General features: G+C 65.4%; 18 protein-coding genes and 1 tRNA gene. 14 read left to right on the top strand and 5 right to left on the bottom strand.

Features of this window, described 5'->3' with window-relative positions; translation table 11 throughout:
* On the bottom strand, positions 1–815 hold an 815-nt coding region (locus DU475_RS18975), incomplete at its 3' end, for an MBOAT family O-acyltransferase (RefSeq protein WP_164633003.1).
* 244 nt (positions 816–1,059) lie between these two features.
* A tRNA-Gly gene (locus DU475_RS18970) sits at positions 1,060–1,134 on the bottom strand.
* Between the two features lie 311 nt (positions 1,135–1,445).
* Here DU475_RS18970 and trxA point away from each other — a divergent pair.
* The 3 genes from trxA to DU475_RS18955 all read left to right on the top strand — a co-directional run bounded on the left by trxA (position 1,446) and on the right by DU475_RS18955 (position 3,356).
* Positions 1,446–2,366: a thioredoxin gene (gene trxA, locus DU475_RS18965; RefSeq protein ID WP_013500200.1), complete on the top strand. Its 921-nt coding sequence runs from the start codon at positions 1,446–1,448 to the stop codon at positions 2,364–2,366.
* A gap of 27 nt (positions 2,367–2,393) precedes the next feature.
* Positions 2,394–3,071 carry an LON peptidase substrate-binding domain-containing protein gene (locus tag DU475_RS18960; RefSeq protein ID WP_013500199.1) on the top strand — a complete coding sequence of 226 codons (678 nt, stop codon included), beginning with the start codon at positions 2,394–2,396 and terminating at the stop codon, positions 3,069–3,071.
* A gap of 87 nt (positions 3,072–3,158) precedes the next feature.
* Positions 3,159–3,356 carry a Trm112 family protein gene (locus DU475_RS18955; protein WP_013500198.1) on the top strand — a complete coding sequence of 66 codons (198 nt, stop codon included), beginning with the start codon at positions 3,159–3,161 and terminating at the stop codon, positions 3,354–3,356.
* 119 nt (positions 3,357–3,475) lie between these two features.
* Here the strand turns inward: DU475_RS18955 and DU475_RS18950 are convergent, their stop codons facing one another.
* A complete protein-coding gene (locus DU475_RS18950) occupies positions 3,476–4,696 on the bottom strand; it encodes a ubiquinone biosynthesis hydroxylase (RefSeq protein WP_164633002.1) in 1,221 nt (406 codons plus the stop codon).
* Between the two features lie 131 nt (positions 4,697–4,827).
* On the opposite strand from DU475_RS18950, the gene tesB reads away from it, so the two are divergent.
* The 11 genes from tesB (at position 4,828) to DU475_RS18895 (ending at position 15,410) form a co-directional block, all read left to right on the top strand.
* Positions 4,828–5,703 carry an acyl-CoA thioesterase II gene (tesB, locus tag DU475_RS18945; protein ID WP_164633001.1) on the top strand — a complete coding sequence of 292 codons (876 nt, stop codon included), beginning with the start codon at positions 4,828–4,830 and terminating at the stop codon, positions 5,701–5,703.
* 139 nt (positions 5,704–5,842) lie between these two features.
* Complete coding sequence (locus DU475_RS18940) at positions 5,843–6,181, top strand: P-II family nitrogen regulator (RefSeq protein ID WP_013500195.1); 339 nt, start codon at positions 5,843–5,845, stop codon at positions 6,179–6,181.
* Between the two features lie 341 nt (positions 6,182–6,522).
* Positions 6,523–6,861 (top strand): P-II family nitrogen regulator, encoded by a 339-nt coding sequence (locus tag DU475_RS18935; RefSeq protein WP_013500194.1) that lies wholly within the window; start codon positions 6,523–6,525, stop codon positions 6,859–6,861.
* Between the two features lie 37 nt (positions 6,862–6,898).
* Positions 6,899–8,341, top strand: coding sequence for an ammonium transporter (locus tag DU475_RS18930; RefSeq protein ID WP_013500193.1), 1,443 nt, complete (start codon positions 6,899–6,901; stop codon positions 8,339–8,341).
* A gap of 250 nt (positions 8,342–8,591) precedes the next feature.
* Entirely contained in the window at positions 8,592–8,798 is a 207-nt protein-coding gene (locus DU475_RS18925) for a nucleotidyltransferase family protein (RefSeq protein WP_502706853.1), read from the top strand.
* Positions 8,799–8,900: 102 nt separating this feature from the next.
* Positions 8,901–9,131 (top strand): HepT-like ribonuclease domain-containing protein, encoded by a 231-nt coding sequence (locus DU475_RS18920; RefSeq protein ID WP_047310002.1) that lies wholly within the window; start codon positions 8,901–8,903, stop codon positions 9,129–9,131.
* A gap of 136 nt (positions 9,132–9,267) precedes the next feature.
* Positions 9,268–10,494, top strand: coding sequence for an aminotransferase class I/II-fold pyridoxal phosphate-dependent enzyme (locus tag DU475_RS18915; RefSeq protein ID WP_013500190.1), 1,227 nt, complete (start codon positions 9,268–9,270; stop codon positions 10,492–10,494).
* 13 nt (positions 10,495–10,507) lie between these two features.
* Entirely contained in the window at positions 10,508–12,982 is a 2,475-nt protein-coding gene (locus DU475_RS18910) for a DNA translocase FtsK (RefSeq protein WP_013500189.1), read from the top strand.
* Positions 12,983–12,996: 14 nt separating this feature from the next.
* Positions 12,997–13,938, top strand: a complete 942-nt coding sequence (locus DU475_RS18905) for an outer membrane lipoprotein carrier protein LolA (protein ID WP_164633000.1) — start codon at positions 12,997–12,999, stop codon at positions 13,936–13,938.
* Positions 13,939–13,949: 11 nt separating this feature from the next.
* Positions 13,950–14,546, top strand: coding sequence for a class I SAM-dependent DNA methyltransferase (locus DU475_RS18900; protein WP_164632999.1), 597 nt, complete (start codon positions 13,950–13,952; stop codon positions 14,544–14,546).
* A 51-nt stretch (positions 14,547–14,597) separates the two neighbouring features.
* Complete coding sequence (locus DU475_RS18895; RefSeq protein ID WP_164632998.1) at positions 14,598–15,410, top strand: exodeoxyribonuclease III; 813 nt, start codon at positions 14,598–14,600, stop codon at positions 15,408–15,410.
* On the opposite strand, the gene DU475_RS18890 is transcribed toward DU475_RS18895, so the two are convergent.
* Both DU475_RS18890 and DU475_RS18885 read right to left on the bottom strand, forming a co-directional pair.
* Positions 15,411–15,860 (bottom strand): cyclic nucleotide-binding domain-containing protein, encoded by a 450-nt coding sequence (locus DU475_RS18890; protein ID WP_047307977.1) that lies wholly within the window; start codon positions 15,858–15,860, stop codon positions 15,411–15,413.
* A gap of 39 nt (positions 15,861–15,899) precedes the next feature.
* A partial coding sequence (locus DU475_RS18885) for a winged helix-turn-helix domain-containing protein (protein ID WP_164632997.1) occupies positions 15,900–16,015 on the bottom strand: 116 nt, incomplete at its 5' end.

The following is a 16,015-nucleotide window of genomic DNA, read 5'->3' as shown; positions in this document are numbered from 1 at the left end:
ACGTACGGCATGTTGAAGTTCTCGCGCAGCGAGAAGCCGAGCATTCGGGCGATCCCGATCGCCATGTCGGAATAGCCGGAGAAGTCGAAATAGATCTGCAGCGTGAAACAGACCGTACCGAGCCACGCGGCTCCCATCGACAGCGTCGCCGGATCGGCGCCGAACACCTGATCGGCATAGTGGCCGAGCGGATCGGCGATCAGCAGCTTCTTGAACGCGCCTTGGGCGAACCGCGCCAAGCCTGCGCCGCAATCGTTCCAGTCGAATCCGCGCGGCACGGCGATCTGGCGATCGATCTCGTGATATTTGAGGATCGGTCCGGCCAGCAGCTTGGGAAAGAAGAACACGAACAGGCAGTAGTCGGAGAACCGCCGCGCCGGCTGCGACACGCCCCGATAGGTATCGACCAGATAGGTGATCTTCTCGAAGGTGACGAACGACACCCCGATCGGCAGCGCGATCTGCCACACCGGCAGCGCACCGAGCTGGCCGGCGGCCAGCAGCACGTTCAGGCTCTCCAGCGCGAACCTCGTGTACTTGTAGACGATCAGGATCGCGATGTTCTGCGCCACGCCGAGCGCCAGCAGCGCTCGACGCATCGATGGGTTCGAACTGCGGTCGATTGCCCGAGCCAGAAGATGATCGATCAGCGCCGAGGCGACCACCACCGGCACGAACAGCGGCTCTCCCCAGAGATAGAACAGCCCGCTGCCGATCAGCAGAATCCAGCGCTTGGTCCGGGCCGCGTCGGCTGCGAAATACAGCACGTAGAGCAGCGGAAAGCAGGTCAGAAACAGGGGGTCGTAGAACAGCATAGGCGGACCGGCTGGCTCCTGATGCTCTGCTTGGCGATCGGGGGCCGACCTATTTCAGATTCCGCATCGTTCGCCCAGCCAGGTCTGGCCGATCCGACTCTGTAGAGACACGCGCTGTCCTTCGGACCCCGGAATCGCGAATGGTTCAAGTTCCCGGACGACAATCCGTCGCCCCGGACACAAGCATCCGCACTGCGCTGGTAGTATAGTTGGCTAAAGGAACGCTGACCGGACAGCTTGTCTCTGGAGCGGGCGAAGGGATTCGAACCCTCGACCCCAACCTTGGCAAGGTTGTGCTCTACCCCTGAGCTACACCCGCATCCGAGAAACGGCGCGCCGTCGGCACGACCGTGGGCAGTCCTATGCCAAATGCCGCGGGCGATTGCAACAGCCGTTCGACATTTCATGTACCGGCTTTTTTGCCGGCAGAGGATCGGACCGGGGACGTTCGACTTAAATGCGACCGACTCCGAGCGGCCCGCAGCGAAACAGCCGCCGAAGCCGCGCCGGCGCCGATCTCAACGGCAGCGCCGGGGCCGGTTCCCGTTGCAAAACCAACTTCCTGCGCCATCTAGAGCTGGGGCCGTGCTAAAATGGCGAATACCGGACCGACAGCAGCGAGGGGATCACGTGACGATTATGGAGCAGGGCAGCGGTGCGGCGTCTCAGGCCGCCGCCGATCTGATCAAGGACACCACGACCCAGAGCTTCGTCCGCGACGTCATCGAGGAATCCAAGCAGCAGCCGGTTCTGATCGACTTCTGGGCGCCGTGGTGCGGTCCGTGCCGGCAGCTCACGCCGATGCTGGAAAAGGCCGTCCGCGCCGCGAGCGGCAAGGTCAAACTGGTCAAGATGAACATCGACGAGCATCCGTCGATTCCGGGCCAGATGGGCATCCAGTCGATTCCGGCCGTGATCGCCTTCGTCGACGGCCGGCCGGCCGACGGCTTCATGGGCGCAGTGCCGGAAAGCCAGGTCGCAGCCTTCATCGAAAAGCTGACCGCCGGCATGCCGGGCGGCGCCCCTTCGGCGGCCGAATTGCTGCAGGAGGCGGAAGCGATCCTGGCTGAGGGCGACGTCCAGACCGCGGCGTCGATCTATGCCGAGGTGCTGCGCTCCGACGCCGCGAACATTCCGGCGATCGCCGGGCTGGCGCGCTGCTACATGCAGACCGGCGCCACCGAGCAGGCCAAGAAAACGCTGGCCCTGGTCGCGGAGGCCGGTCGCGAGGACGCCGCCGTCAAGGCGGTCCAAGCGATGATCGACCTCGCCGAGCAGGCCGAATCGCTCGGTCCGATCGCCGAGCTGGAACAGAAGGTCGCCGCCGATCCGCTCGATCATCAGGCGCGATTCGACCTCGCCGTCGCCCTCAACGCGGCGGGTCGGCGCGAGGAGGCGACCGGTCATCTGCTCGATATCGTCAAGCGCGACCGCAAATGGAACGACGACGGCGCCCGCAAGCAGCTCGTGCAGTTCTTCGAAGCCTGGGGTCCGACCGACGACGCCACCATCGAAGGCCGCAAGCGGCTGTCGACGATCCTGTTCTCGTAGTCGCAATCCTCGAACGCGGAGCCGGCGATGCCGATCAATGCCGCCTATCGCGGTCCAGCCGACCTCCCCGAGGTGATACCGGTGTTTCCGCTGCCGGGAGCACTGCTGTTGCCGCGCGGGCAGATGCCGCTGAACATCTTCGAGCCCCGCTATCTGGCGATGATCGACGACGCGCTGCGCGACGGCCATCGGCTGATCGGCATGATTCAGCCCGACACGGCGCATTCCTCGGAAGCCGCCGAGAAGCCGGCGCTGTTCAGCGTCGGCTGCGTCGGGCGGATCACCCAGCTCGCCGAGTCCGGCGACGGCCGCTACATCCTGGAGCTGACCGGGGTGTCGCGCTTCAAGGTGGTCGAGGAACTGCAGGTGCTGACGCCGTACCGGCAGTGCAAGGTCGACTATTTCCCGTTCGTCGACGACTTCGTCGCGCGCAAGGGCGAAGACGAGGTCGATCGTGAGACGCTGCTCGCAGTGCTGACCGACTTCCTCAAGGCCAACAATCTGAAGGTCGATTGGGACGGCGTCGAGAGCGCGCCGAACGAGGCGCTGGTCAACGCGCTGGCGATGATGTCGCCCTACGGGCCGCCGGAGAAGCAGGCATTGCTGGAGGCGCCCGACCTGAAGACCCGGGCCGAGATCCTGATCGCCGTCACCGAGATGGACCTCGCCAAGAAACGCACCAGCGGCGACCCGCCGCTGCAGTAGGGCGCCGCATTTGCGCGCGCGCGTTGACGCCGCCGTGCCGCTGTCCGATCAAGCCCGAGCCAGCCCGTTGTTCTGGAGACTGAAGCCATGACCCTTTCGCCGTCCGAGCGGCCCGATGCCGTCGATCGCAAGCTGCTCGACATTCTGGTCTGTCCCATCACCAAGGGACCGCTGGAATTCGATGCCGCCCGCCAGGAGCTGATCTCGCGCGGCGCCAAGCTCGCTTATCCGATCCGGGACGGTATCCCGATCATGCTGCCCGAAGAGGCGCGGAAGATCGGGTGAGGTGGGCGACAGCCCGAGCACAGCTCCCTCGCCTGCGGGCGAGGGACCGAGCTTGCGATTCGGTGAGAGGCTGATGGCCTTCCGCGACGGCGGAGGCGGCGGGTCGCTTACGCGCCGCGTTACAGCGCTTCGCCCTTCAGCAGCCGCGGGATTTCGCCGGTCAGGCCGGCAGCCTGGCGGATGAACGCGCCCTTCAGCGGCGGCAGACGATCGACCAGACCGAGGCCGATGTCGCGAATCCCGCGAAGCAGCGAAGAGTTGTTCGAAAACAAGAAGTTGAGCCCGTTGGTGGCGACGCCCATCGCCATGGTGTCGAACCGCCGCCAGCGCTGATAGCGCTCCAGCACGTCGACCTGCCCGGGATCGGTCCCGAGACGCGCCGCATCCACCACCACTTCGGCCAGCGCCGCAACGTCGCGCAGACCCATATTGAGGCCCTGCCCGGCGATCGGATGAATCACATGCGCGGCGTCGCCGATCAGCGCCAGCCGCGGCGCGATGAACGACTGCGCCACGAAATAGCCGAGCGGAAAAGACTTCGGCTTGTCGAGCGGCTTGACGTCGCCGAGCCGCAGCCCGAACCGCTTCTCCAGCTCACGCTGGAATTCCTTCTCCGGCAGCGCGACGATCCGCTCGGCATCGCGGCGGCTCTCGCTCCATACCAGCGACGAGCGCCGGCCGGTGAGCGGCAGGATCGCGAACGGACCGGCGGGCAGGAAATGCTCTTCGGCGCAGCCATTGTGGTCGCGCTCGTGTTCGACGGTGACGACGATACCCGACTGGTCGTAGTCCCAGCCATAGGTGACGATGCCGGCGCGCTGGCGGAGCTTCGACCTGGCGCCGTCGGCGGCAACCAGCAGGCTGGCGTCGATCACGCTGCCGTCGCCGAGGGTGACGCCGATCGCTTCGGGGCGCGCATCGTAGGAGGTGACGGGCGTGGCGCGCAGCTCGACGCCTTCGGCCTCGGCGCGCCGGGCCAGCGCCTCGACCAGATATTTGTTCTCGACCATGTGGGCGAACGGCTCGCCCGGCTGCACTTCGCCCGCAAACGTCAGGAACACCGGCCGGGTCGCATCTTCGAGATGGCTGTCGGTGACGATCATGTCGACGATCGGCTGCGCGGTCGGCGCCACCTCGTCCCACACCTCGAGCGCCTCGAACAGCCGCCGGCACGCAGCCACGATCGCGGTGGCGCGCGGATCCTTGCTCGGCCGCATCGCCAGCGCCGGATCGGCGACGATCACCGGCACCTCCGGCCCGAGCCCCTGGCGAAGCGCCAGCGCCAGCGCCAGACCGGCGAACGCGCCGCCTCCGATGACAATGCTTCGCGGTGCCGTCATTTTTCTCACTCTTGCGCCATGGTCGGAGCTGGGCGAAACAGGTTCAGGAACAACCCCGTCGAACGTCGGGGGTTCTAACAGACATCGCCGGCAGTGTGAAATCACGGCCCGGCGCTTGATGGGAGCGCACGGTGTCCAAAAGCCTGATCGACCTGATTTCGATCCTCGATCTCGAACCGATCGAGGTGAGCCTGTTTCGCGGCACCAGCCCGAAGACGAGCTGGCAGCGCGTCTTCGGCGGCCAGGTGATCGGCCAGGCGATGGTGGCCGGGTGCCGCACCGTCGAGAACCGGCTGCCGCACTCGCTGCATTGCTATTTCATTCTGCCCGGCGACCCGCAGGTGCCGATCATCTATCAGGTCGAACGGCTGCGCGACGGCAAGAGCTACACCACCCGGCGGGTCACCGCGATTCAGCATGGCAATGCGATCTTCTCGCTGATGATGTCGTTCCATGACGACGAGCCGACCAATTTCGACCATCAGGACAGGATGCCGGACGTGCCACCGCCCGACGCCCTGTCGGCCGAGGAGATCATCAAGCAGCCGTTCTTCAAGGAGATGCCGGACTTCATCAAGCGCTATTACGAGTCGGATCGGCCGATCGAACTGCGCCCGGTGGAGCTGTCCCGCTATTTCGGCCAGAAGATCGATGACGGCCGGATCCACGTCTGGATCAAGACCGCCGCCAAGCTGCCCGACGACCCGGCGTTGCACATGTGCGCGCTGGCCTATGCGTCGGACTTTTCGCTGCTCGACGCCGCGATGGCGCGCTACGGCCGCACCCTGTTCGACAAGCGGATGATGCCGGCCAGCCTCGATCACGCGATGTGGTTTCACCGCCCGTTCCGCGCCGACGAATGGCTGCTGTACGCGCAGGATTCCCCATCCGCTCAGGGCGGCCGCGCCCTGACCCGCGGTCAGATCTTCAAGACCGACGGCACCCTGGTCGCCTCCGTGGTGCAGGAGGGCTCGATCCGCGAGCGTCGCGAGCCGCCGAAGAGCTGAGGTGGCGGCGCGGCCCGCTCCTCCGCACCGTCAATCGGCCTATTTTCTGCGCGCGCTGCTGCGAAACCCGGCATATACACGGGAGCAGAGCACCGCTGCGGCGGTGTCGGAAAGCTATGCGCGAATCAGGGGCTAACGCATGAAACTCGTCGTCGCCATCATCAAACCCTTCAAGCTGGACGAGGTGCGCCAGGCGCTCACCGAGATCGGCGTCCACGGCATGACCGTGACCGAGGTGAAGGGCTACGGCCGCCAGCGCGGCCACACCGAGATCTATCGCGGCGCCGAATATATCGTGAATTTCCTGCCGAAGCTGCGGATCGAGATCGCGGTGGATTCCGCGCTCGCCGACAAGGCGGTCGAGGTCATCACCCGCGGCGCCCGCACCGGCCAGATCGGCGACGGCAAGATCTTCGTCTCGCCGATCGACCGCGCGCTGCGAATCCGCACCGGCGAGACCGACAGCGACGCACTCTGACGCAACCATTGCGCCGCGCGACGCGAGCCGTCGCGCGACCTGCCATTCGGACCGCACATTGCCCTCGGGATGGGCAATCATTGTGTCGAGATGCTGGCGTGCTCGATTCCTGATCAGATATGCCTATCCGTTGGGCGCGACGGAATAGCGCAGCCGGTGTCTCAGTGCCGCGCAGCGAAAAAGGCGTCGATTCCGAAACGATTCCAACGTCCGCACCGACTGGCACGGCATTTGATTCTAGCTGGCCGGCTGTGCCCGCGTAGTGATGCTCTCCGCGTGGGGAATTTCAGTCGAGATCATTTCCCGGTCGTTTCGGTCGGGACCTAGCGGGGATAGGACCCATGAAAATTGTTATGGCGATCATTAAGCCATTCAAACTCGAAGAAGTCCGTGACGCCCTGACCGCCATTGGCGTTCACGGTTTGACGGTGACGGAAGTGAAGGGATACGGGCGGCAGAAGGGTCACACGGAGATCTATCGCGGCGCCGAATATGCCGTGAGCTTCCTGCCCAAGATCAAGATCGAGGTCGCGATCGCCAACGAGCAGGTCGAGAAGACCATCGAGGCGATCACCAGCGCCGCCAAGACCGGCCAGATCGGCGACGGCAAGATCTTCGTCCTCGGCCTCGACCACGCGGTGCGTATCCGCACCGGCGAAGCCGACGCGGCCGCCCTCTGACCCGCTCACCTTCATTGCTTCACTCAGGAGACAACAAATGACGTTCAAACGTCCCTACGGCGCGGGATTGGCCGTGCTCGTCGCCGGCACGTTCGCGACGACCGCAGCCTTCGCGGCGCCGACCATCAACAAGGGCGACAACGCCTGGATGATGACTTCGACGGTGCTGGTGCTGCTGATGACCATCCCCGGGCTGGCGCTGTTCTACGGCGGCCTGGTCCGCTCCAAGAACATGCTCTCGGTGCTGGCGCAGGTATTCTACACCGTGTGCGTCGCCTGCATCATCTGGGCCCTGTACGGCTACAGCCTGGCCTTCACCGGCGGCTCGGAGTTCATCGGCGGCTTCTCCAAGGCGTTCCTGTCGGGCGTCACCACCGATTCGATGGGCGGCACCTTCACCGTCGACGCCAACATCAACGAGCTGATCTTCGTCTGCTTCCAGATGACGTTCTGCGCCATCACCCCGGCGCTGATCGTCGGCGCCTTCGCCGAACGCACCCGGTTCGCCGCGGTGGCGCTGTTCATCCCGCTGTGGATCACCCTGATCTATCTGCCGATGGCGCACATGGTCTGGTACTGGGCCGGTCCGGATGCGGTCAACGACGCCGTCAAGGCGCTCGCCGCCGCGACCGACGAAGCCGCCAAGGCGGCGGCGCAGGCCAAGCTCGACGAAGTCATGGCGGACGGCGGCTTCCTGTTCAAGAAAGGCGCGCTGGACTTCGCCGGCGGCACCGTGGTGCACATCAACGCCGGCATCACCGGCCTGGTCGGCGCCCTGCTGATCGGCAAGCGCACCGGCTACGGCCGTGAGCTGATGGCTCCGCACTCGCTGACCATGACGATGATCGGCGCCTCGCTGCTGTGGGTCGGCTGGTTCGGCTTCAACGCCGGTTCGAACCTCGAAGCCTCGGGCGGTGCTGCGCTCGCCATGGTCAACACCTTCGTCGCCACGGCGGCGGCGGCGCTGGCCTGGATGTTCGCCGAGTGGATCTTCAAGGGTCATCCCTCGGTTCTCGGCGCGCTGTCCGGTGCGATCGCCGGTCTGGTCGCGGTCACCCCGGCCGCCGGCTTCTCCGGTCCGATGGGCGCGATCGTGCTCGGCATCGTCGCCGGCGTGGTCTGCCTGCTGTTCTGCACCGTGATCAAGAACGCGCTGGGCTACGACGACTCGCTCGACGTGTTCGGCGTCCACGGTGTCGGCGGCATCATCGGCGCGCTCGGCACCGGCATCCTGGTGAACCCGGCGCTCGGCGGCACCGGCGTGTACGACTACACGCTCGGCAAGGTCGGCGAATACGACTTCGCCAATCAGATGATCTCGCAGAGCTGGGGCGTCGGTACCACCCTGCTGCTGTCCGGCATCGGTTCGGCGATCCTATTCAAGGTCGTCGACGTGATCGTCGGCCTGCGTGCCCCGGTCGAAGTCGAGCGCGAAGGCCTCGACCTCGTCGAGCACACCGAGCGCGCTTACAACATGTAAGTTCTCCCGAAGGCGCGGCGTTCTCCTGACCGCCGCGCCCGGACCTACGGTTCGGGCAGATACCCGGCAATGCCCGAACCGTCGAGGGGTCCCAGCGCAAGCTGGGGCCCCTTTCTTTATGGAGCAGAACGCACGCACCGCGAGTGCAAGTCTGCTATACTGAGGTTATGGACCACCGCACCGCACTCGCCATTCTGAGAAACTCCGAGGCGCCGTTACGTGCGCGCGGCGCGCGGCGCTGTTCGGATCTATGGCGCGTGGTACCAACCTTCCCGACAGCGATATCGATGTTCTGGTCGAAATCGATCCGGCTGCTCACATCACGGTGTTCGACTACGCGGAATTGAGGGACTACATCGCCGGCCTGTTCAACCATCCGGTCGACGTCGTGAATCGTGACCAGCTCAAGCCATGGGTCGCGCCCAGCGCGACGGCGGATGCGATCTATGCGTTCTGATGCGTCGGAGATTGCTCTTCGCGACATCCGGCATCACATCGAGCTCGCGATCGAATTCACCGGCGGTCTGACGGAGGCTGAATTCAAGCTGATCTGCGGACCGTGTATGCCGTCACGCGATGCCTCGAAATCATCTCGGAAGCGTCCCGCCGCGTATCCGACGATGTCAGGCAGCGACAGTCCTCGGTTCCCCGGAAGCAAATTGCAGGATCGGGCAACGTCTCCCGGCACGATTACGAGGATGTGGCGGCGCAGATGATCTGGGACACCATCCACCGCGGTCTGCCGGCGCTGAAAGCTGCGGTGGCGGAAGAGCTTGCCCGCTCGGTATAGCTGCGTCCGTATCGAAGAGCGCGTGCCGCCCGTCGATGGTTAATCGCGTCTTAACCTCGCCGTATCTATGGTGGCTGATCTGTTTCCGCTCGATCCACCTTGCCGATCGGGCGCGGTGAAAACTGGCGTATTTCGAATGGCTTTGTCCGCTTCCACCTCACCGGCGCGTGCGGCCGGCAGCGTCGACGCTACCGGGCAGAGCGAGCGCTCGCCGTTCGCGCGGCTGACCGAACTGCTGGCGCCGTATCAGCCGGGCCAAAGCCTGATCAATCTGTCGGTCGGGGAACCGCAACATCCGGTACCCGACTTCGTCGGCGCGGTGCTGGCGCGTCACACCGCCGAATTCGGCCGCTATCCGCTCGCCAAAGGAATCGAGCCGTTCCGACAAGCTGCGTCGTCGTGGCTGACGAGTCGCTTCGCGCTCGATCGCGCGCCAGATCCCGAGAGCGAAGTGCTGGTGCTGAACGGCAGCCGCGAAGGGTTGTTTCTCGCCGCGATTGCGGCTGCGCGCTACGTGCCCAAGCGCGACGGCACGCCGGCGATCCTGATGCCAAATCCGTTCTATCCGGCCTATGCGGCGGGCGCCCGCGCCGCCGGCTGCGAAGCGGTGTTCCTGCCGACCACGCTTGGTAACGGCTTCCTGCCGGATCTCGATGGGCTCGACGAAGCGACGCTGAAACGCACGGTGGCGATCTATCTGGCGTCACCGGCGAACCCGCAAGGCTCGGTCGCCTCGCGCGATTACTTCGTGCGGCTGAAGCAGCTCGCCGATCGCTATGGCTTCATGATCCTCAGCGACGAGTGCTACTCGGAGATCTACACCCAGATCGCGCCCTGCAGCGCGCTGCAGGCTGCGGGTTCGGACTTCTCCAACGTCGTCGTCTTCCAATCGCTGTCGAAGCGATCGAACCTGCCCGGGATGCGGGTCGGCTTCGTCGCCGGCGATGCGGGCTTTCTCAAAGCCTATCACGAGCTGCGCAACGTCGCGGCGCCGCAGGTGCCGATCCCGCTGCAGCACGTCGCGGTCGCCGCTTACTCCGATGAAGCCCATGTCGAGGAGAACCGGCGTCTGTACCGGCTCAAATTCGATCTGGCCGATCAGATCCTCGGCGCACGTTACGGTTATCGGCGTCCCGCCGGCGGCTTCTGTCTGTGGCTCGACGTGTCCGCACATGGCGGCGACGAAGCCGCAGCGGTGAAGCTGTTCAAGGACGGCGGCGTCCGCGTGGTGCCGGGCAGCTATCTGGCGCGGACGCAGAGCGACGGCAGCAATCCGGGCGCGGGTTATATCCGGATCGCGATGGTGCAGGACAGCGAAACGACGGCAGAGGCGCTGCATCGCTTGGTGCGGATCCTCGGATGATGCGCAGGGCCCCATGAGCATGCCGGCGATCGAACGAGCATTCCCCCTGGTCGGTCACCTGCCGCCCTCGATACGCGAGGTACTGGCGAGGCGGCTGCGCGAGCTCGCAGGTTTCGGCCTGATCGCAGTGGCCGCGGTGGCGGCGGCTGCGCTCGCCACCTGGTCGGTGCAGGACCCGAGCCTCAGCCATGCGACGTCGCGGCGCATCCATAATCTGCTGGGCTATCCCGGCGCGATCGGTGCCGACCTGGCGATGCAGATCCTCGGTCTAGGCGCGATCGGACTGTTGATGCCGGTCGCGGTGTGGGGTTGGCGGATGCTCAACCACCGGCCGTTCGATCGCACCGCGCTGCGGATGGGCACCTGGTTCCTGTGCACGATCTGCGCCGCCGGCTTCGCCTCATCGTTTCCGCACGACACCGCCTGGCCGCTGCCGACCGGGCTCGGCGGCGTGGTGGGCGACGCGCTGGTGCGGGCGCCGTCGCTGGTGTTCGGCCCGGGCCTGATCTTCCGGGTCATCCTCAGCTTTATCCTCGGCGTTGCAACGCTGGCGACGTTTCTGATCGCCAGCGGATTCGGCTCCCGCGAACGCGAACCCGACGAGACGTCCGCCGACGACGATCTGCCGCTCGAGGACGAAGAGGAAACCGACCGCGGCTCGGTGTCGCTCGGCTGGCTGGTGCATGCGGTACTGAGCGCCAAGGCGCGGCTGTGGCGGCTGCTGAAGCTGTCCTATCGCGGCTTGGTCAGCAGCGCGCCCGCCGCCGGCAAGCAGACGTTCGAGCGGCAGGAGCCGCGGCTCGGCGGCCGCGCCGCGCCGCCGATCGCTCCCGAGGTCGATCACCGCGACGACTACGAACCCGAGCCGGTCGACGAGATCGAAGACGAGGACGACGAAGAGGAGGAAGCTCCTCCGGTCGCCCGCGCGCCGCGCAAGAAAGCGGCGCCGAAACCGGCCGCCAAGAAGGCGCGGTTCGACCTGCCCTCGGTTAACGTTCTATCTGCCCCGAAGGCCTCGGACCGGCAGCCGCTCAGCAAGTCCGAGCTCGAAGCCAATTCGCGCGCGCTGGAAGGCGTGCTGCAGGATTTCGGCGTGCGCGGCGAGATCATCAAGGCGAGCCCGGGCCCGGTGGTGACGCTTTACGAGCTGGAGCCGGCGCCGGGCATCAAGTCGTCGCGCGTGATCGGGCTCTCCGACGACATCGCCCGTTCGATGAGCGCGCTGTCGGCACGCGTCGCGGTGGTGCCGGGTCGCAATGCGATCGGCATCGAGCTGCCGAACGCGCATCGCGAGAAGGTTTATCTGCGCGAATTGCTGAGCGTCAAAGATTCCAACGAGACGGTGCACAAACTGCCGCTGTGCCTCGGCAAGAACATCGGCGGCGAATCGATCATCGTCGACCTTGCCCGCATGCCGCATCTGCTGATCGCCGGTACCACCGGCTCGGGTAAGTCGGTCGCGATCAACACCATGATCCTCAGTCTGGTGTACCGGCTGCGGCCGGATCAGTGCCGGCTGATCATGGTCGACCCGAAGATGCTCGAACTGTCGGTCTACGACGGCATTCCGCATCTGCTGACGCCGGTCGTCACCGATCCGAAGAAAGCGGTCGTCGCCCTGAAATGGGCGGTGCGCGAGATGGAAGAGCGCTACAAGCGCATGGCCAAGCTCGGCGTCCGCAACATCGACGGCTACAATACAAGGCTCGGCGAGGCGAAGGCGCGCGGCGAGGAGCTGACCCGCACGGTGCACACCGGCTTCGACAAGGAGACCGGCAAGGCGATCTACGAGGAAGAAAAGCTCGACCTCGAGCCGCTGCCCTACATCGTCATCATCGTCGACGAAATGGCCGACCTGATGATGGTCGCCGGCAAGGACATCGAAGGCGCGGTGCAGCGCCTTGCCCAGATGGCGCGCGCCGCCGGCCTGCACGTCATCCTGGCCACCCAGCGTCCCTCGGTCGACGTCATCACCGGCACCATCAAGGCCAACTTCCCGACCCGCATCTCCTTCCAGGTGACGTCGAAGATCGACAGCCGCACCATCCTGGGCGAAATGGGCGCCGAGCAACTGCTCGGCCAGGGCGACATGCTGTACATGGCGGGCGGCGGCCGCATCAGCCGCGTCCACGGCCCGTTCGTATCGGACGAGGAAGTCGAGAAAGTCGTCAAGCATCTGAAGGCGCAGGGCGCGCCCGAATATCTCGAGGCGGTCACCGCCGAGGAGCCGGCCGAGGGCGAGGATGGCGCAGTGTTCGACGCCACCGGCATGGGCGGCGACGGCGGCGGCGATCTGTTCCAGCAGGCGGTCGCGATCGTCAAGCGCGACCGCAAGGCCTCCACCAGCTATATTCAGCGCCGGCTGCAGATCGGCTACAACCGCGCTGCGTCGCTGATGGAGCGGATGGAGCTCGAAGGCATCGTCGGCCAGGCCAACCACGCCGGCAAACGCGAGATCCTGGTGGCCGAAGAGGATTCCAACTTTTGAGCGGGATCAGGGTCATGCAGGGGTCCGATGCGGGGTCGCGAAATCGCCACAGCGTCCCTGTAGCGGCAGACGGGCAACACGGCGGAGCTGTCCCGGCTTTGCAGGACATGAGCTTGATCAAACAACTCAACGACTTGATGCGGAACGAGATGACCGGAACCGGGCTGCGACAGCTCTGCGCAGCGGCCGCGATCGCGATCGCCGGGGCCGCGGTCCAGCCCGCCAGCGCCGAACCGGTCCCGTCCCCGAAACCGTCGGCACGCGCCACCCAGCTCAGCGCCGCGGAGCCGAAGCAGCGCAACCCGCAGGCGCCGGCACAGCCTCCGGTCGCAAAGCTGACCGCGCCGCCCGAACCGGTGATCCCCGATCCGCGGCGCAACGTGCCGGCATCAATCTTCACCACCTTCGATTCCGCACAGAAGGCCGAGGCCGCCAAGGTCAGCGCCTATCTGTCGTCGCTGCAGACGCTGGTCGGGCAATTCGTCCAGGTCGGGCCCGACGGCAGCAAGCTCACCGGCGATTTCTACATCGTGAAGCCCGGCAAGATCCGGTTCGAGTACGACGAGCCCAGTCCGGTCTCGATGATCGCCGATGGACAATCGGTGGTGGTGCGTGATCGCAAGCTGGCGACGCAGGACGTCTATCCGCTGTCGCAGACACCGCTGCGCTATCTGCTGAGCGACCGTATCGACCTGTTGCGCGACACCAACGTGGTCAGCATCACCTCCGACGATCTGTATTCGAATATCATCATCGAGGAGAAGAATGCGATCATCGGCACCAGCCGGTTGCTGTTGATGTTCGGCACCAAGGACGGCCAGCTCAAGCAATGGACCGTCACCGATCCGCAGGGCTACGACACCACGGTGGCGGTGTACAATCTCGACACCTCCCGGCGGCCGGACCCGTCGATGTTCAAGATCGACTACACCAACTACCAGACCCCGCCGGGCTAGTCGTCCAAACCATGACCGCGGATGCGATCATCGGTCTTTACACACGACACGCACAGCAATGGGATCGTGAGCGCGGCCGGACACTTTTCGAACGCGCCTGGCTCGAACAGTTTCGCCGGTGCGCCGGCGATGGCGCCGCCATCTTGGACCTCGGTTGCGGCGCGGGCGAACCGATCGCCCGATTCTTGATCGCAGCGGGGCATGGTCTCACCGGGCTCGATGCCTCACCCGGCTTGATCGAGCTGGCCCAGCAGCGCTTTCCAGATCAGCATTGGGTCGTGGGTGATATGCGGCGCGCCGATCTGAAGCGCCAGTTCGGCGGCATCCTGGCTTGGGACAGTTTCTTTCATCTGCCACCCGACGATCAGCGCGCGATGTTCGCGGTGTTTCAGGCCCATGCGGCTCCCGGCGCGGCGCTGATGTTCACCTCCGGTCCGGCCGAAGGCGTGGCGACCGGCTCGTACCAGGGCGAGCCGCTGTATCATGCAAGCCTTGCTCCGGTCGAATACCGGCAATTGCTCGCCCGGCACGACTTCACGGTGGTAGCCCACCGCGCCAACGACCCAGATTGCGGTGGCCATACCGTGTGGCTGGCGAAATCCGGTTGAAGCCGCCGACCCAGACTTGCTCCCCTGGCTGCGATCCGCTAGGTCGCGCAGATGCGTCTCACGCTCACGACTTGGAACATCAACTCGGTGCGGCTTCGCATCGATCTGGTGGCGAAATTCCTCAAAGCCCAGCGCCCGGACATCCTGTGCCTGCAGGAGACGAAGTGTCCGGATGACGCGTTTCCGCTGAAGCGATTCAAGCGGCTCGGCTACGAGCACATCGCGCTGAACGGGCAGAAGGGCTACCACGGCGTCGCGGTGATTTCGAAGCTGCCGTTTGCCGCCACCGACATCCGCACCTTCTGCGACATCATCGACAGCCGTCACATCTCGGTCTCGGTGAAGACCGCCGACGACGCCCCGCCGCTGGTGCTGCACAATTTCTACGTCCCGGCCGGCGGTGATATTCCCGATCCTGCGGTCAATCCGAAGTTCAAGCACAAGCTGTCGTTCCTCGACGAGATGAAGGCGTGCGAGCCGCTGCATCCGGCGGGCGATCAGCGCCACATCCTGGTCGGCGACCTCAACGTCGCGCCGCACGAGCACGACGTCTGGTCGCACAAGCAGCTTCTCAAAGTCGTGTCGCACACCCCGGTCGAATGCGACAAGCTGCTGGCGGTGCTACGCGCAGGCAACTGGGTCGACGTCGCGCGCGAGCGAATCCCGCTCGATCAGAAGGTCTATACGTGGTGGAGCTATCGGGCTGCCGATTGGACCGTCGGCGACCGCGGCCGGCGGCTCGACCACATCTGGGTGTCTGAGGCGCTGAAGGATCGCGTCATCGATTTCAAAATCCTGCGCGATGCACGGAGCTGGGAGCGGCCGAGCGACCACGTCCCGGTGACGACGACGCTGGAGCTGTAACTACGAGCTCAGTTTGCTGCCCACCGTGACGATGTCGCTGGCAACCTGCGTGGTGCGGGCGGCGAATTCGTCGCGCAGCCGCAGCGCCGCGCCGGGATCGCTTTCGAGCACCCGCTGAAACAGACTGCGGGCGATCCGGATCGCCGAGGAATATTCCAGCGCCACCGCGGTGGTCGGCCGCGGCATCGGCATGATCAGCGCCAGTTCGCCGATCAGATCGCCCGGCCGCGCCACCATCTCGTGGAGGCCGCCGTCTTCCATCGTGATCTGAAACGCGCCGCGCTGCACGACGTAACCGGCATCGGCGGCCTCGCCGGCATTGAACATCACGTCGCCGCGGGCGAAGTCGCGCTGCTCGGAGCCGATCGCCAGCATCCGCAGCGCCTGCTCGCCGAGCAGCCGCAGCGTCGGGACGCGCGCGAGCAGGGCAACATCATCTTCGATCGACATGCGGGACCGGGCAACGGGTGAATCGGCCCCTTATTGGTATCACGGCACGAGTTTGTAGCCACCGGCCTCGGTGACCAGAATCTCCGGATTCGCCGCGTCGCGCTCGATCTTTTGGCGTAGCCGGTAAATGTGGGTTTCGAGCGTATGGGTGGTGA

Origin of the sequence: Rhodopseudomonas sp. WA056, assembly GCF_010906995.1 — a bacterium.
GTDB lineage: Bacteria > Pseudomonadota > Alphaproteobacteria > Rhizobiales > Xanthobacteraceae > Rhodopseudomonas > Rhodopseudomonas palustris_G.
The sequence above is the reverse complement of the archived record's forward strand: the minus strand, read 5'-3'. Positions and strand labels throughout refer to the sequence as shown.

Excerpts from the sequence above, each read along its gene's own strand:
- DU475_RS18960 (WP_013500199.1), top strand. The coding sequence starts at position 2,394 with ATGCCGATCAATGCCGCCTATCGCGGTCCAGCCGACCTCCCCGAGGTG.
- DU475_RS18955 (WP_013500198.1), top strand. The coding sequence starts at position 3,159 with ATGACCCTTTCGCCGTCCGAGCGGCCCGATGCCGTCGATCGCAAGCTG.
- DU475_RS18950 (WP_164633002.1), bottom strand. The coding sequence starts at position 4,696 with ATGACGGCACCGCGAAGCATTGTCATCGGAGGCGGCGCGTTCGCCGGT.
- DU475_RS18940 (WP_013500195.1), top strand. The coding sequence starts at position 5,843 with ATGAAACTCGTCGTCGCCATCATCAAACCCTTCAAGCTGGACGAGGTG.
- DU475_RS18935 (WP_013500194.1), top strand. The coding sequence starts at position 6,523 with ATGAAAATTGTTATGGCGATCATTAAGCCATTCAAACTCGAAGAAGTC.
- DU475_RS18930 (WP_013500193.1), top strand. The coding sequence starts at position 6,899 with ATGACGTTCAAACGTCCCTACGGCGCGGGATTGGCCGTGCTCGTCGCC.
- DU475_RS18925 (WP_502706853.1), top strand. The coding sequence starts at position 8,592 with ATGGCGCGTGGTACCAACCTTCCCGACAGCGATATCGATGTTCTGGTC.
- DU475_RS18915 (WP_013500190.1), top strand. The coding sequence starts at position 9,268 with ATGGCTTTGTCCGCTTCCACCTCACCGGCGCGTGCGGCCGGCAGCGTC.
- DU475_RS18910 (WP_013500189.1), top strand. The coding sequence starts at position 10,508 with ATGAGCATGCCGGCGATCGAACGAGCATTCCCCCTGGTCGGTCACCTG.
- DU475_RS18905 (WP_164633000.1), top strand. The coding sequence starts at position 12,997 with ATGCAGGGGTCCGATGCGGGGTCGCGAAATCGCCACAGCGTCCCTGTA.
- DU475_RS18900 (WP_164632999.1), top strand. The coding sequence starts at position 13,950 with ATGACCGCGGATGCGATCATCGGTCTTTACACACGACACGCACAGCAA.
- DU475_RS18895 (WP_164632998.1), top strand. The coding sequence starts at position 14,598 with ATGCGTCTCACGCTCACGACTTGGAACATCAACTCGGTGCGGCTTCGC.
- DU475_RS18890 (WP_047307977.1), bottom strand. The coding sequence starts at position 15,860 with ATGTCGATCGAAGATGATGTTGCCCTGCTCGCGCGCGTCCCGACGCTG.